Consider the following 13,670-nt stretch of genomic DNA (forward strand, 5'->3'; position numbering starts at 1 on the left):
CACTAGGCGCCCCTGCGGCGTCGCGTGCACCAGGAGATGGCCGAGCAGGTCGCGCGCCACGACCACCGTCTCCCGGGCGAAGAACGCGCGGTCGAGCGGGGCCAGGCGGCGCGGCAGGGCGTCGGCGGCGCGCGGCGCGGCAGGGGAGGACGGCGCCGGCGGGCGCGGGGAGCGGGGACCGGAGGCCGGGATGCCCACGGCGGTCACCTCACCGCTCGTGGAGGAAGGCGCGCAGCTCGCCCAGCGGCAGCGTGTTGATGACGTGGCGCGGTTCCACCCAGCCGCGGCGCGCCGTCCCCACGCCGAACTCCATGTAGCGCAGCTGGTGGCGGGTGTGGGCGTCGGTGTTGATGGCCAGCCGCACCCCGGCCTCGGCGGCCAGCCGCGCGTGGCTGTCGCGCAGGTCCAGGCGCTCGGGGGCGGCGTTGATCTCCAGCACCGTGCGGGTGCGGCGGGCCGCCTCGACGAGCCGCTCCACGTTGGCCTGGTAGGACTCCCGCTGCCCCAGCAGCCGTCCGGTGGGGTGGCCGATGATGTCCACGTGCGGGCTCTCCATGGCCCGGATGATCCGGCGCGTCATCTCCTCCTCGCTCATCCGGAAGTGCGAGTGCACCGCCGCCACCACCAGGTCCAGGTCGGCCAGCACCTCGTCGGGGTAGTCCAGCCGGCCGTCGGGGAGGATCTCGCACTCGGTGCCCATGAGGATGGCGATCCCCACCCGGTCCTCCAGGCGGCGGACGCGCCGGGCGTGCTCCCGCAGCTCCTCCACCGTCACCCCGCCGGCGAACTTCAGGGACTGGGAGTGGTCGGTGATGGCGATGTACTCGTACCCGCGCGCCTTGGCCGTCTTGGCCATGGTCTCCGCCGAGTCGGAGCCGTCGCTCCAGGTGGTGTGCATCTGCAGGTCGCCGCGGATGTCCCCGAGCTCCACCAGCCGGGGCAACCGCCCCTGCTCGGCCAGCTCGATCTCTCCCTGGTCCTCGCGCACCTCCGGCGGGATCCAGGGCAGCCCCACGGCGGCGTAGACCTCCTCCTCGGTGCGCCCGGCCACCAGGCGCTCGTCCTTCACCCGGAAGACGCCGTACTCGTTGAGCTTCAGCCCGCGGCGCACGGCGCGCTCGCGCAGCTTCACGTTGTGCTCCTTGCTGCCGGTGAAGTACTGCAGGGCGGCGCCGAAAGCCCGCGGCTGGACCACCCGCAGGTCGGCCTGGATCCCCTCCCGCAGCAGCACGCTCGACTTCGTCGTCCCCCGGGCCAGCACCCGCTCCACCTGGGGCAGCGTCGTGAAGACCTCCATCACCCGGGCGGGGTGGCGGCTCGTCACCAGCAGGTCGATGTCCCCGATGGTCTCCCGGTAGCGGCGGATGGAGCCGGCCAGGCTGAGCTGCTGCACCTCGGGCAGCGCCCGCAGCGCCTCCTCGATGGCCTTGGCGTGCGGCAGCACCGTGCCCAGCGGGTGGCGGGCGGCGCTGCGCCGCAGGAGCTCCAGGCCCTTCAGGATGTTCGCCTCGGTCTTCGCCCCCATGCGCGGCAGCGTGCGCACCCGTCCCTCCCGGCAGGCCCGCTCCAGCTCGTCCAGGGTCCGGATGCCCAGCCGCTCGTAGAGCAGCAGGGCGGTCTTGGGCCCCACCTCCGGCACGCGCATCAGCTCGGTGATGCCGGCGGGGAGCTTGGCCCGCAGCTCCTCGTAGGCGGCGATGCGGCCGGTCTGCAGGTACTCCTGGATCTTCTGCGCGATGGACTCGCCCACGCCCGGGATCTTCTCCCCGCGCGCCAGCGCCTCGGCCACGTCCTCGGCCAGGGACTCCAGGGCGCGGGCCGCGCGGCGGTAGGCGGCCACGCGGAAGATGGACTCCTGCTGGATCTCCAGCATGTCCGCCATCTCGCTGAAGATCCGGGCCAGCTCGAGGTTGCGCACGGCTAGAGGCGGCGGTCGGGGCCGACGGGCGGGATGGCCGGGATGGCCTGGTGGATGGCGCGCATGAGCTGGCGCTGGGCCTGCAGCAGCGGCGCGCCCAGCCGGGAGGCGCGGATGTCGCGGGTGAAGGCCTCGCCCCTGGGCGTGGCGGCCAGCAGGCCCACCACGACGAGAGCCACGGCCGCGCCGCGCACCAGGCCCAGCAGCGCTCCGGCGAGCTGCCCCTCCACCCGCGGGCGCCGGGCCGTGCCCACCACGGCGTTGGCCACTAGGCTGAGGATGGTGTACAGGCCGAGCAGCACGATCCCAAACGCGATGGTGCGCGCCCACGCCGCCTCCAGCGGCAGGGAAGCCACGCCCTCGGCGTAGAGCGGCAGCAGCGCGGCGGCCCCGATGAACGCGAGCACGGCGATCAGGGCGCCGAGCAGCGCCGACGGCCAACCGCGCAGGACCCCCTGGATGACTCCCAGCAGCAGGAAGGCCACAGTCAGCCAGTCGATCCAGGTCATGGCGACACCCCTGGTGTCCGACGTCGGGTGCGACGGTCTCCTCCGCCTCCACTCTAGTCCACGCCGCGCGGGGCAGCGACAGGCGCGGGTCAGGTGCGCGGCCGGGCGCCGAACTGGCCGGCCAGCGCCTCGGCGACGGCGCGTACCGCCGCTTCCGCCTCCTCGGCGGTCAGGGTGCGGTCGGGCGCGCGGAAGCGCAGCCGGAAGGCCAGGCTGCGGTGGCCCGGCGGCACCGGCGGCCCGGTGTAGACGTCGAAGAGCTCCGCCCGCTCCAGGTAGGGCCCGGCGGCCCGGCGGATCACCTCGGCGAGGACGGCGTGCGGGACGCCCTCCTCCACCACCACCGCCAGGTCGCGCTCCACCGCCGGCAGGCGCGGGGGCGCCAGGTAGACCGGCCGCTCGCGCACGTGAGGGAGGAGGGCGTCCAGGTCCACCTCGGCGGCGTAGACCGGCCCGTGCAGGTCCCAGGCCGCCGCCACCGCCGGGTGGAGCTCGCCCAGCACACCCACCGGCTGCGGCCCGTCCGGGGTCTGCAGCACGAGCCGGGCGGTGCGGCCGGGGTGGAGCCAGGCGGCCTGCGAGGGCTCCACGCGCGCCGCCAGGCCCAGCTCTTCGGCCACCGCCTCCAGCACCCCCTTCAGGTCGAAGAAGGTGACGCCCGCCTGCTGGGGCGGCTCGTTCCACCCCTGGCGCAGCGGTCCCGCCATCACCACGCCGAGCGCGCGCCGCTCCTCGATGCCCCCGTCGTCCGATCCGCCGGCCCCACCCGCGCCGCTGGCGGCGTTGCGGTCCCGGAGGCGGAAGACCCGCCCGATCTCGAAGAGGTGGATCGCCTCCACCCCGCGGGAGCGGTTCACGCGCACCGCCTCCAGCAGTCCCGGGACGACCATCGTGCGCAAGTGGGTGAGGTCGGCCATGAGGGGGTTGAGGAGGGGCACGGCGGCGCGGGCCGGGTCGTCGGGGGGCAGGTGGAGCCGGTCGAAGACCTCCGGCGAGATCAGCGAGAGCGTCAGCGCCTCGCTGAGGCCGGCCCGGATGAGCAGGTCGCGCACCCGCGCCTCCCGCCGCACCTCCGGCGGGTAGCTGCCGGGTCGGGTCGGACCCACCGGCAGCGTCTCGGGGATGCGGTCGTAGCCGTGGTGGCGCGCCACCTCCTCGATGAGGTCTTCCTCGCGCTCCAGGTCGATGCGCCCCGGCGGCGGGGTGACCCGCAGGACGTCCCCCCGGACCTCCAGCGTGCATCCCAGCCGGCGGAAGATCGCCACCACCCCCTCGCGCGGCGGCGCGATGCCGAGCAGGCGGGGGATGCGGGCCAGCCGCAGCACGATGGGCACGACCCGGGGCGGGCGCGGGTAGACGTCGAGGACGGCGCGCACCTCCCCACCCGCCACCTCACAGAGCAACGCGGCGGCCCGCCGCGCCGCGTCCAGCACGAGGCGCGGGTCGACCCGCCGTTCGAAGCGGGCGGAGGACTCGGTGCGCAGCCCCAGCGCGCGCGCCGTGCGCCGGATGGCGGGGGCGTGCCAGCTGGCGGCCTCGAGCAGCACGGCGCGGGTGTCGGGCGTGATCTCGGTCTCCAGCCCGCCCATGATCCCGGCCAGCCCCACGGCGCGCTCGGCGTCCGCCACCACGACCGCCCCCGCCGGCAGCGTCCGCTCCACGCCGTCCAGCGTGACCAGGCGCTCCCCCGGCCGGGCCAGGCGGACGACGATGCGGGGGCCGGCCAGCCGGTCCAGGTCGAAGGCGTGCATGGGCTGGCCCTGCTCCAGCATCACGTAGTTGGTCACGTCCACGACGGTGTTGATGGCGCGCACTCCCGCCGCCTCCAGGCGCCGCACCATCCACGGCGGCGAGGGCCGCACGCGCACGCCGGTGATGACGTGCGCGGTGAAGCGCGGGCAGCGGTCCGGCACCTCCACCGTGACGTCCACCTCGGCGCCCCCCTCGGCCAGGGGGAGGTCGGGGACGGCCGGCAGCGTGGGCTCCACGCGCAGCGCCGCCGCCACCTCGCGGGCGATCCCCACGAGCCCCAGCAGGTCGGGGCGGTTGCTGGCCACCTCCAGCACCAGCACCGGCTCGCCGTCATGGGTCTCCACCGGCGCGTGCCCGAAGCCGAGCAGCGCCAGCCGGTCCATCAGCGCCTCCGGGGGGTCGGTCAGCGGCACGAGCTCGCGCAGCCAGGTGTAGGGGACGCGCATGGCGGCAGAACCTCAGAACTGCCCCAGCAGGCGCAGGTCGTTCTCCCAGAAGAGGCGCAGGTCGGGAATGCCGAAGCGCACCAGCACGGTGCGGTCGGCGAAGCCGCCGAAGGCGAAGGCCGTGTAGCGCTCCGGGTCGATCCCCGCCATCTCCAGCACGCGCGGGTGGAACATCCCGCACCCGCCCAGTTCCAGCCACCCGTCCCCGTACGCCACCGCCACTTCCGCGCTGGGTTCGGTGAAGGGGAAATAGGAGGGCTGGAAGCGCACGCGGGCCTGCGGCCCGAAGAGCTCGCGGCAGAAGGCCACCAGCACCCCCTTGAGGTCGGCGAAGGTCACCCCCTCGTCCACCATGAAGCCGTCGATCTGGTGGAAGACCGGCATGTGGGTGGCGTCCACGGGGTCGCGCCGGTAGCACCGCCCCAGCGTGACGACGCGCATGGGCGGCCGGCGCTGCGGCATCACGCGCGCGTCCACCGCCGTGCACTGGGTGCGCAGCAGCAGGCGGTCGGTGAGGTAGAAGGAGTCCTGCTCGTCGCGGGCCGGGTGGTCGGCGGGGATGTTCAGGCGCTCGAAGTTGAACGCCTCGCTCTCCACCTCGGGGCCCTCCACGACGTCGAAGCCCATGCGCACGAAGATGTCGCGCGCCTCCTCCAGGGCGGCCCGCAGGATGTGGGGACGGCCGAGCCGCGGGCGCCGCCCCGGCAGCGTGACGTCCAGGCGCTCCGCCGCCAGCCGGCGCGCCAGCGCCTCCTGCCCCAGCGCCGCCGCCCGGGCGGTCAGCGCCGCCTCCAGCGCCGCCCGCGCGGTGTTGAGCGCCTCCCCGGCGGCCCGGCGCTCCGCCTCCGGGAGGGCCGGCAGCCGACGGAAGCATTCGGCCAGCTGCCCGCGCCGCCCCAGGTAGGCCCGGCGCACCGCCTCCAGCGCCTCCGGGTCGGACGCGGCGGCGATCTCGCGCTCGGCGCGCGCGCGCAGCGCCGCGATGGTCTCCATCAGGTCACGGACCTCACGCACGCAACGACCCCCCAGAAACAACGATCGCGCTTCCGTCCAGGGACGAAAGCGCGCGCTTCCGCGGTACCACCCGCTTCCCGCCGGCGCACCGGCCGGCGGACACCTCGTTGCTCCGGTCACGGTGGAGCCCCGGCGGGACTACCCACGGCGCCGGGTACGCGGCACCGCTTCACCCCGCGGCTTGGGAGGGAACTTCCGGCCGGGACCGCCGCGGAGGCTTCCACCCGGCCCGGCCACAGCCCGGGCTGCGGCGGGCGCGACCTCCGCTCTCTCCGCCCCGGGCCCGGACAGACGCCTGTCCGCGCGCCCGGCGGCTCCCCGGCGGCCGTCAGGGACCCGGCCGTACTCTCTCCCGCATCGCCTGGCTGGTGCAGCCTCGCCGAATCAGTTCAGCGAGAGCTCGGCCACGAGCCCGCGCAGCAGGCGCCGGTAGGCCAGGTAGGCCCAGATCGACCCGGTGGACTCGAAGATGCGCCAGAACACCTCAGACGACCAGGTCATCCGCGCGCCGTGCACCTCGATGGTGGCGCTAGTATACACCGGGCCCCCGGCACTGACAACGCGCGCCCGCCCGCAGGACGCAGTGCGCGCGCCTCGGCGCGCCCGCTCGTAGGAGGCGTCCTGCGCGCCCGGCCCGGCGCGCCCGCCCTCACCGGCCCGGCGGGTCGCGGCCCGGTCCAGGGGCGCGGGCCGGTCCAGGGGCGCGGGCCGCCGCCTCGTAGAGGACGAGGGCCGCCGCCACCGCCGCGTTCAGCGACTCCGCCCGGCCGTAGATCGGCACGCGCACCACCTGCGCCGCCTGCGCCCGCCACAGCGGATCCACCCCCGCCCCCTCGTTCCCCACCACCAGGGCGAGCGGCCGGCGGTAGTCGGCCTCGCGGAACGCCACCGCGCCCTCGGGGTCGAGGACCACCACGCGCACGCCGCGGCGGCGCAGCGCCTCCACCAGCGCCGGACCGTCGGCCTGGAGCACCGGCAGGTGGAAGAGGGACCCCATGGTCCCGCGCACGACCTTGGGGTGGTAGGGGTCGGCGCCGCCCCGCAGCAGCGCCACGGCGTGGGCACCGGCCGCGTCGGCCACGCGGATGAGGGTCCCGGTGTTGCCGGGATCCTGGAGGCGGTCCGCCACCACCAGCAGGAGGTCGGGGCGGTCGAGGACGTCGGGGGGCGGCGGCGGAGGCAGGCGCACCACCGCCAGGATCCCCTGCGGGGTCTCCACGCCGCTGGCCGCCGCCAGCACGTGCGGCGCCACCAGGGTCACGGGGATGCCGCGAGCGGTGGCGGCGTCCGCCACCGCCCGGGCGCGCGCTCCGGCGTCCTCGGCCAGGAGCACGCGCTCGACGCGCGCGGCGGCCAGGGCCTCCTCCACCAGCCGCACCCCGTCCACCAGGAACTGCCCGGCGGCGGCGCGCCCGCGCCGCTCGTGCAGGCGGCGCAGCGCGCGGACGAGCGGGTGGCGGGTGGAGGTGATCACCCGGACGGGGTCGCCACCACGGCGCCCGGGCCGGTCACAGCGCCCGCTCCATCCGGCTCAGGCTCGTGTTCTCGCCGACCACGACGAGCACGTCCCCCTGCAGCAGGCGCTGGTCGGGGGCCGGGGCGATGAGCATCTGCTGGTCGCGGCGGACGAGCAGCACGTTCACCCCGAACCGCCCCGGCAGGTTGAGCTCCCCGAGGGTGCGCCCGGCCAGACGCTCGGTGACCTGGACCTCCTCCACGCGCAGGTTGGGGGCCAGGGCGAAGTAGTCGATGACGTTGGGCGAGGCCAGCTGGCGGGCCACCCGCACGCCCATGTCCCGCTCGGGGAAGATCACCACGTCCGCGCCCACCTTCTCCAGCACCCGGCCCTGCGTCTCGCTCCCGGCCTTGGCGATGACCCGCCGACACCCCAGCTCCTTCAGCAGGAGCGTGGTGAGGATCGACTCCTGGATGTTGGCGCCGATGGCCACCACGACGGCGTCGAAGTTCGTCACCCCCACCGCCCGCAGCGCCTCGGCGTCGGTGGAGTCGGCCTGCACCACGTGGGTGACGTGGTCCTGCACGGCGCGCAGGCGCTCCTCGTCCTTGTCGATGGCCAGCACGTTGTGCCCCAGGTCGTAGAGCGTGCGGGCGACGCTGCTGCCGAACCGTCCGATGCCGATCACGGCGAAGTCGCCCATCCTCTCCTCCCTCCCCTCGGCCCCGCCTCAGCCGACGTAGACGGGCTCCTCCGGGTAGCGGAAGGGCAGCCGCCGCTGGCGGCGCGTCAGCCCGAAGGCCAGCGTTAGCAGCCCCACCCGGCCGGTGTAGACGGTCAGGATGATGATGCCCTTGCCGGCGGCGGTCAGCTGCGGGGTCAGGCCGGTGGAGAGCCCCACCGTGCCGAAGCCGGAGACCACCTCGAAGAGCGCCGGCAGGAAGTCCACCCGCTGCACCAGGCTCAGCAGGATGGACATGGAGACGACGAAGGCCACGCTCAGCAGCGCGATGGTCACCGCCTTGTAGACGATCACCGGCGGCAGCCGGCGGCGGAAGAGCACCGGGTCGGGGTGGCCGCGCAGCATGGCCAGGATCACCGCCATCGGGGCCACGAAGGTGGTGGTGTGGATCCCGCCGGCGGTGCCGCCGGGCGAGCCGCCGATGAACATCAGAACGATGATGAGCATGAGCGTGGGGTCGTAGAGCTGGCCGATGGCCACCGTGTTGAACCCGGCCGTGCGCGGGGTGACGCTCTGGAAGAAGGCGGCCAGGACCTTGCCGGGCCAGCTGAGCGGCCCCAGGGTGTGGGGGTTGGCGAACTCGAAGAGCAGCACCGCGGCGGTCCCGGCGGCCAGCAGGGCGGCGGTGGTGGCCAGCACGATGCGCGTGTGCAGGGCCAGCCGCCGGTCCCGGTTGGTCACGTCCTGCAGCACGCCGAAGCCCAGCCCGCCGAGGACGATGAGCGCGGCCAGCGTCAGGTTGACCGGGACGTCGGTGACGTAGGGGGTCAGGCTGCGGAAGCCCCCCAGCAGGTCGAAGCCGGCGTTGTTGAAGGCGGAGACGGCGTGGAAGACCCCCCAGTACAGCCCGCGGCCCAGCCCCTCGGTGGGGATCCAGCGGGCCGCCAGCAGGAGCGCCCCCGCCCCCTCGATGGCCAGGGTGACCAGGATGAGGGTGCGCGTGAAGCGCACCACCCCCCCGAGCTGCCCGTAGCTCACGCTCTCCTGGAGCAGGACGCGCTCGCGCAGGCCGATGCGCCGCCCCAGCAGCAGGGCGAAGAGGATGGTGGAGGTCATGTAGCCGAAGCCGCCGAGCTGGATGAGGCCGAGGATGACCAGCTCCCCGAAGGTGGACCAGTGGTCGGCGGTGTCGTAGATCACCAGGCCGGTCACGCAGGTGGCGGAGGTGGCGGTGAAGAGCGCGTCCAGGGCGGGGGTGGGGCGGCCGTCCTCGGTGGCCGCCGGGAGCATGAGCAGCACGGTGCCGACGAGGATGAGCCCGGCGAAGCCGACCAGGATGGTCTGCGCCGGGGAGAGGGTGATCCGGGCCAGCAGGGGGCGGGGGCGGAACCCCGGCCAGCGCTCCCAGGGGAGGCGGCCGGCGCCCGGGGCGGTGGCCGTGGACGATCCGGCCGGCGGTGGGGTGGGCGGAGAACCGGTGGAGGGGTGCGCCATGGCCGTCCCCCTGGGCCCCCGGCCCGGGCCCGGCCGCTAGCGGTCGCTCCCCTCCCTGGAGGCGGCCGGGACGGCCCCGTCGGGGGGGCTCGCCTCGGCGGCGCGCGCGCGGGCCACCAGCGCGGCAAAGGCGGCCCGGTCGGTGGTGGCCAGCTCGGCCAGGACCTTGCGGTTCACCGCCACCCCGGCGCGACGCAGCCCGGCGATGAACCGCCCGTAGGGCAGCCCCTCCTGGCGGGCGGCCGCGTTGATGCGCAGGATCCACAGGCGCCGGAAGTCCCGCTTGCGCAGGCGCCGGTCGCGGTAGGCCCGGGCCAGCGCCCGCATGACGTACTGGTGGGCCACCCGGAACCAGCGGGACTTGGCCCCGTAGTAGCCGCGCGCCAGCTTCAGGATCTTCTTGTGGCGGCGGCGCGTCGTCACGCCGCGCTTCACGCGTGCCATCGGTCCCTCACTCCTGCAGCGCCCCGGCCGTCAGGCTCCCGGCAGGAGCCGGCGCACCCGGGCCTCGTCGGCCGGGTGGACCGGCACGCGCCGGCCCAGCGAGCGGCGGCGCTTGGGCCGCTTCTTGACCATGAGGTGGCCGCTCTGCTGGCGCCCGCGGGTCAGTCGGCCGGTGCCGGTGCGCCCGATCCGCTTGGCCGTCCCCTGGTGCGTCTTCGCCCTGGGCATGTCGCTGCGTCCCGTGCGGCCTACCCCGACTTCCGCGGGGAGAGGACCATGATCATGTTCCGCCCCTCCAGGCGCGGCTGGCTCTCGATGGTGCCCACGTCGGCCACCGACTCGGCCAGCCGCCGCAGGAGCATCTCCCCCACGCGGGGGTGGGCCATCTGCCGGCCGCGGAACCACATGGCCACGCGCACCTTGTGTCCTTCCTTCAAGAACTCATGCACGTGCCGCGTCTTGACCGCGAAGTCCCGCTCCCCGATGTTCGGGCTCATGCGCATGCCCTTCAGGTCCCCGCCGCGCTGCTTGCGGTGGGCCTCGCGGTCCCGCTTGGCCTGCTCGTACTTGTAGCGCCCGTAGTCCATGATCTTGACTACGGGCGGGTTGGCGGTGGGAGCCACCTCGACGAGGTCGAGCTGCGCCTCCTGAGCGCGCCGGAGGGCCTCCTGCGTCGACATGATGCCGAGCTGTTCACCCTGCGTGCCGATCACCCGCACTTCGCGGGCCCGGATGCGCTCGTTGACCCTTGGCTGTTTGTCGATGCGGCTCGTCCCTCCACTTACATTACAGACAACTCGCCCGACGAGCGACTCGCCGCCCCCGTCTCCGGGCATGGCCCTGAATAGACAAGAGCGGCCGAGAGGCCGCCCAACGGTCGACCCCGACCCCTGGTCGAGACCGGGTGGAGTATAGCATCGGCCCTGGGGTGGGTCAATCGAGCGCAGCGGGAAAAACCCCCTGGGCGCCCGAAATGCCCTGAAGACGGGACGACAATGGCACAGGCTCGCCTGGAGGGGACCCTGGACCGGCTCGGCCGACAGACCCTCCAGCTCCTCCACGAGACCGGCGCCGTCGCCCTGCTGCTGGGGCGCGCGGCGCGCTGGATCGGCCGGGGGACGCTGGAGTGGCCGCAGACCGTCCGGCAGATGGCCCGGGTGGGGGTGGAGTCGATCCCCATCATCCTGGTGACGGGGGCCTTCTCCGGGATGGTGCTCGCCTTCCAGACCACCCGTCAGCTCATCCGGCTCGGCGGACAGGGGTTCGTGGGCGGGTTGGTGAGCCTCTCCCTGGCGCGGGAGGCGGCGCCGGTCTTCACCGCCGTCACCGTGGCCGGGCGCATCGGGGCGGGCTTCGCCGCGGAGATCGGGACGATGGCCGTCACCGAGCAGCTCGACGCCCTGCGCGTCCTGGCCACCGACCCGGTGCGCTACCTGGTCGTGCCGCGCCTGCTGGCGGGGCTGGTGATGCTGCCGGTGCTGACGGTCTTCGCCAACGCCGCCGGGTTCCTGGGCGGCCTGCTCATCGCCGCCTCGGGAGGCGTGAGCCCGCCCGTCTACCTGGCCTCGGTGCGCCGCTTCCTCGACGCCTACGACCTGGTGAGCGGGCTGGGCAAAGCCGCCGCCTTCGGGGTGATCATCGCCCTCATCGGCGCCTACCGGGGCCTGGCCGCCGCCGGCGGCGCCGAAGGGGTGGGGCGGGCCACCACCGGGGCCGTGGTCACGGCCATCGTCCTCATCCTGGTGTGCAACTACTTCCTCGACCTGGTGCTCTTCTGAGGGGGACGGGCCCGAGGGTGACGGGGCCGATGGCGGACCAGCGGACCGGGCCAGCGGCGGCGGGCGAGGCGATCCTCCAGGTGCGGGGCCTCAGCAAGCGCCTGGGGAGGGTGGAGGCGCTGCGGGACGTGACCTTCACGGTGCACGAGGGGGAGAGCTTCGTCATCATGGGACCGAGCGGGGCGGGCAAGAGCGTCCTGCTCAAGCACCTGGTGGGCCTGCTCCGCCCCGACGCCGGCGAGATCGTCCTGTGGGGCCTGCCGGTGCACGACGCCGACGAGGCCACCTGGGACCGCCTGCGGACCCGCATCGGGGTGGTCTTCCAGTCGGCGGCGCTCTTCGACTCGCTGACGGTGGGCGAGAACGTCGCCTTCCCGCTGCGCCGCCACCGCCGCCTGGCCGAGGAGGAGATCCGCCGCATCGTCGCAGCCAAGCTGCGGCTGGTCGACCTGGAAGGGGTGGAGGACCGCCTCCCCGCCGAACTCAGCGGCGGCATGCGCAAGCGCGTGGGGATCGCCCGGGCGCTCGCCCTGGACCCCGAGCTCATCCTCTACGACGAGCCCACCGGCGGGCTCGACCCGCTCACCGCGCGCGCCGTCGACGCGCTGATCGCCCGGCTGCGCGCGCAGCTGGCCGTGACCTCTGTGATCGTCACCCACGACCTGGAGACCGCCTTCGGGGTGGGCGACCGCCTGGCGCTGCTGTGGGAGGGGCGCCTGGTGGCGGTGGGGCCGCCGCCGGCGGTGGCGGCCGACCCGCGGCCGGAGGTCCAGAGCTTCCTGGGGTTGCGGGCGCAGGTGATCCCGCCGGCGGCGGTGGTGCGGCGATGAGCCCGGAGGCCCGCGTCGGGCTGGCCACGGTGCTGGCCTTCATCCTGCTGCTCGGGCTCGTGCTCTTCCTGCGCGAGCAGGACGTCATCCGGCCGCGGGGGACGGCGCTGAGCATCATCTTCCAGAACGCCGCCGGCATCGAGGTGGGCGCCCCGGTGCGCATGGCCGGGGTCACCGTCGGCCGGGTGGTGCGCACCGACCTCGACCCCACCAACCAGGCACGCGTCACCATCCTCGTCGAGCGCGGCGTGCGCATCCCCGAAGGGTCGCGCTTCCAGATCGCCATGACCGGGTTCCTCGGGGACCGCTTCGTGCAGATCACCCCGGGCCCGCCCGGCGCGCCGAGCCTGCCGGCCGGCATCGAGGTGCAGGGGGAGGAGCCCTTCACGGTGGAGGGCGTGGCGCGGCGGGTCGAGGACCTGGCCGACCGCGCCCAGACCCTCCTCGACCACCTCAACAGCCTGGTGGGGGATCCGGCGCTGCGCGCCCAGCTGCAGGCCACGCTGCGCAGCGCCGAGGCGGCCACCGGAGCCGCCCGCCGCGCGGCGGAGTCGGTGGAGCGCACCACCCGCCGCCTGGAAGGGCTGGTGGCGCGCGACGTGACGCTGGCGGCGGGCGACCTGCGCCGCATGAGCGCCACCCTGGCCGCCACCGCGGAGGCCCTCCAGGCCTTCGTACGCCAGACCACCGGCGACGGGCAGCTCGCCCGGGACATCCGGGAGACCGCCGCCGCCGCCCGCCGCACCAGCCGGCGGGCCGAGCAGATGGCCGCGGACCTGCAGCGCGTGGTGAACCCCCAGACCGCCCGCACCGCGCAGCGCACGCTGGACGAGGCGCGCGCCACAGTGCAGGAGGCGCGCGAGGTGGTGCGGCGGGCCGGGGCGGTGGTGCAGCGGGTGAGCGGCGTGGTCGAGCGGGTGGGGGGCGCCCTGCCCGAGGGGCCCCTCACGGTCCACACGCTGGCGCGGGTGGAGTACGACGTGTGGGTCGGGGGGCCCCGCGCCGGGCACGGCCTCACGCTGGCGGTCTTCCCCGACGCGCCCCGCTTCTACCGGCTGGGGCTGCACGACATCGGCGGCACCAACGGTCTCGTCCTGCAGGTGGGGCAACGCCTCTCCACCGACCTGGCCTGGCGCGCCGGCGTCTTCGACTCCCAGGTGGGCGTGGGCCTCGACTACCGCCTGGGCCCGGCGGTGGGGATGGGCCTGGATCTCTACAACGTCAACCAGCCGACCCTCGACCTGGTGGCGCGCTACCAGGTGACCCCGGGGTGGCGGCTGTCGCTCGGCGCGCGCAACGTCCTGCGCCAGCCGTCGCTGCTGGTGGGGGTCGGCTTCACCTTCTAGC

Annotated in this window: 15 protein-coding genes; 3 read left to right on the top strand and 12 right to left on the bottom strand. The window is 74.8% G+C overall.

Features of this window, described 5'->3' with window-relative positions; translation table 11 throughout:
- From RB146_13155 to infC, 12 genes are all read right to left on the bottom strand, one after another.
- Positions 1 to 198: hypothetical protein (locus RB146_13155; protein MDQ7829914.1), on the bottom strand; the 198-nt coding region annotated here is incomplete at its 3' end.
- Between the two features lie 10 nt (positions 199 to 208).
- Entirely contained in the window at positions 209 to 1,918 is a 1,710-nt protein-coding gene (gene polX, locus RB146_13160) for a DNA polymerase/3'-5' exonuclease PolX (GenBank protein ID MDQ7829915.1), read from the bottom strand.
- 2 nt (positions 1,919 to 1,920) lie between these two features.
- The gene (locus RB146_13165) at positions 1,921 to 2,427 is read right to left on the bottom strand and encodes a CvpA family protein (GenBank protein MDQ7829916.1); all 507 of its coding nucleotides are present in this window, start codon (positions 2,425 to 2,427) and stop codon (positions 1,921 to 1,923) included.
- An 89-nt stretch (positions 2,428 to 2,516) separates the two neighbouring features.
- Positions 2,517 to 4,625, bottom strand: coding sequence for a phenylalanine--tRNA ligase subunit beta (gene pheT / locus RB146_13170; GenBank protein ID MDQ7829917.1), 2,109 nt, complete (start codon positions 4,623 to 4,625; stop codon positions 2,517 to 2,519).
- Between the two features lie 12 nt (positions 4,626 to 4,637).
- A complete protein-coding gene (gene pheS, locus RB146_13175) occupies positions 4,638 to 5,639 on the bottom strand; it encodes a phenylalanine--tRNA ligase subunit alpha (GenBank protein ID MDQ7829918.1) in 1,002 nt (333 codons plus the stop codon).
- 384 nt (positions 5,640 to 6,023) lie between these two features.
- Entirely contained in the window at positions 6,024 to 6,179 is a 156-nt protein-coding gene (locus RB146_13180; GenBank protein MDQ7829919.1) for a hypothetical protein, read from the bottom strand.
- Positions 6,180 to 6,288: 109 nt separating this feature from the next.
- The gene (locus tag RB146_13185; protein ID MDQ7829920.1) at positions 6,289 to 7,113 is read right to left on the bottom strand and encodes an RNA methyltransferase; all 825 of its coding nucleotides are present in this window, start codon (positions 7,111 to 7,113) and stop codon (positions 6,289 to 6,291) included.
- Positions 7,114 to 7,147: 34 nt separating this feature from the next.
- Complete coding sequence (locus RB146_13190; GenBank protein MDQ7829921.1) at positions 7,148 to 7,798, bottom strand: TrkA family potassium uptake protein; 651 nt, start codon at positions 7,796 to 7,798, stop codon at positions 7,148 to 7,150.
- A 27-nt stretch (positions 7,799 to 7,825) separates the two neighbouring features.
- Complete coding sequence (locus RB146_13195) at positions 7,826 to 9,271, bottom strand: TrkH family potassium uptake protein (protein MDQ7829922.1); 1,446 nt, start codon at positions 9,269 to 9,271, stop codon at positions 7,826 to 7,828.
- Between the two features lie 36 nt (positions 9,272 to 9,307).
- Positions 9,308 to 9,715 (bottom strand): 50S ribosomal protein L20, encoded by a 408-nt coding sequence (gene rplT / locus RB146_13200; GenBank protein ID MDQ7829923.1) that lies wholly within the window; start codon positions 9,713 to 9,715, stop codon positions 9,308 to 9,310.
- A 30-nt stretch (positions 9,716 to 9,745) separates the two neighbouring features.
- The gene (gene rpmI / locus RB146_13205; protein ID MDQ7829924.1) at positions 9,746 to 9,943 is read right to left on the bottom strand and encodes a 50S ribosomal protein L35; all 198 of its coding nucleotides are present in this window, start codon (positions 9,941 to 9,943) and stop codon (positions 9,746 to 9,748) included.
- 20 nt (positions 9,944 to 9,963) lie between these two features.
- Positions 9,964 to 10,551 carry a translation initiation factor IF-3 gene (gene infC / locus RB146_13210; protein MDQ7829925.1) on the bottom strand — a complete coding sequence of 196 codons (588 nt, stop codon included), beginning with the start codon at positions 10,549 to 10,551 and terminating at the stop codon, positions 9,964 to 9,966.
- Between the two features lie 159 nt (positions 10,552 to 10,710).
- Here infC and RB146_13215 point away from each other — a divergent pair, with 159 nt between their 5' ends.
- The 3 genes from RB146_13215 to RB146_13225 are packed head-to-tail and all read left to right on the top strand — an operon-like array spanning position 10,711 to position 13,669.
- Entirely contained in the window at positions 10,711 to 11,493 is a 783-nt protein-coding gene (locus RB146_13215) for an ABC transporter permease (protein ID MDQ7829926.1), read from the top strand.
- A 29-nt stretch (positions 11,494 to 11,522) separates the two neighbouring features.
- Positions 11,523 to 12,323 (top strand): ABC transporter ATP-binding protein, encoded by an 801-nt coding sequence (locus RB146_13220; GenBank protein MDQ7829927.1) that lies wholly within the window; start codon positions 11,523 to 11,525, stop codon positions 12,321 to 12,323.
- Positions 12,320 to 13,669, top strand: a complete 1,350-nt coding sequence (locus tag RB146_13225; GenBank protein ID MDQ7829928.1) for an MlaD family protein — start codon at positions 12,320 to 12,322, stop codon at positions 13,667 to 13,669. The genes RB146_13220 and RB146_13225 overlap by 4 nt, the downstream gene beginning before the upstream one ends.
- Position 13,670: the final 1 nt, after the last annotated feature.

Source organism: Armatimonadota bacterium (assembly GCA_031081585.1).
Classification (GTDB): domain Bacteria; phylum Sysuimicrobiota; class Sysuimicrobiia; order Sysuimicrobiales; family Humicultoraceae; genus Geohabitans; species Geohabitans tengchongensis.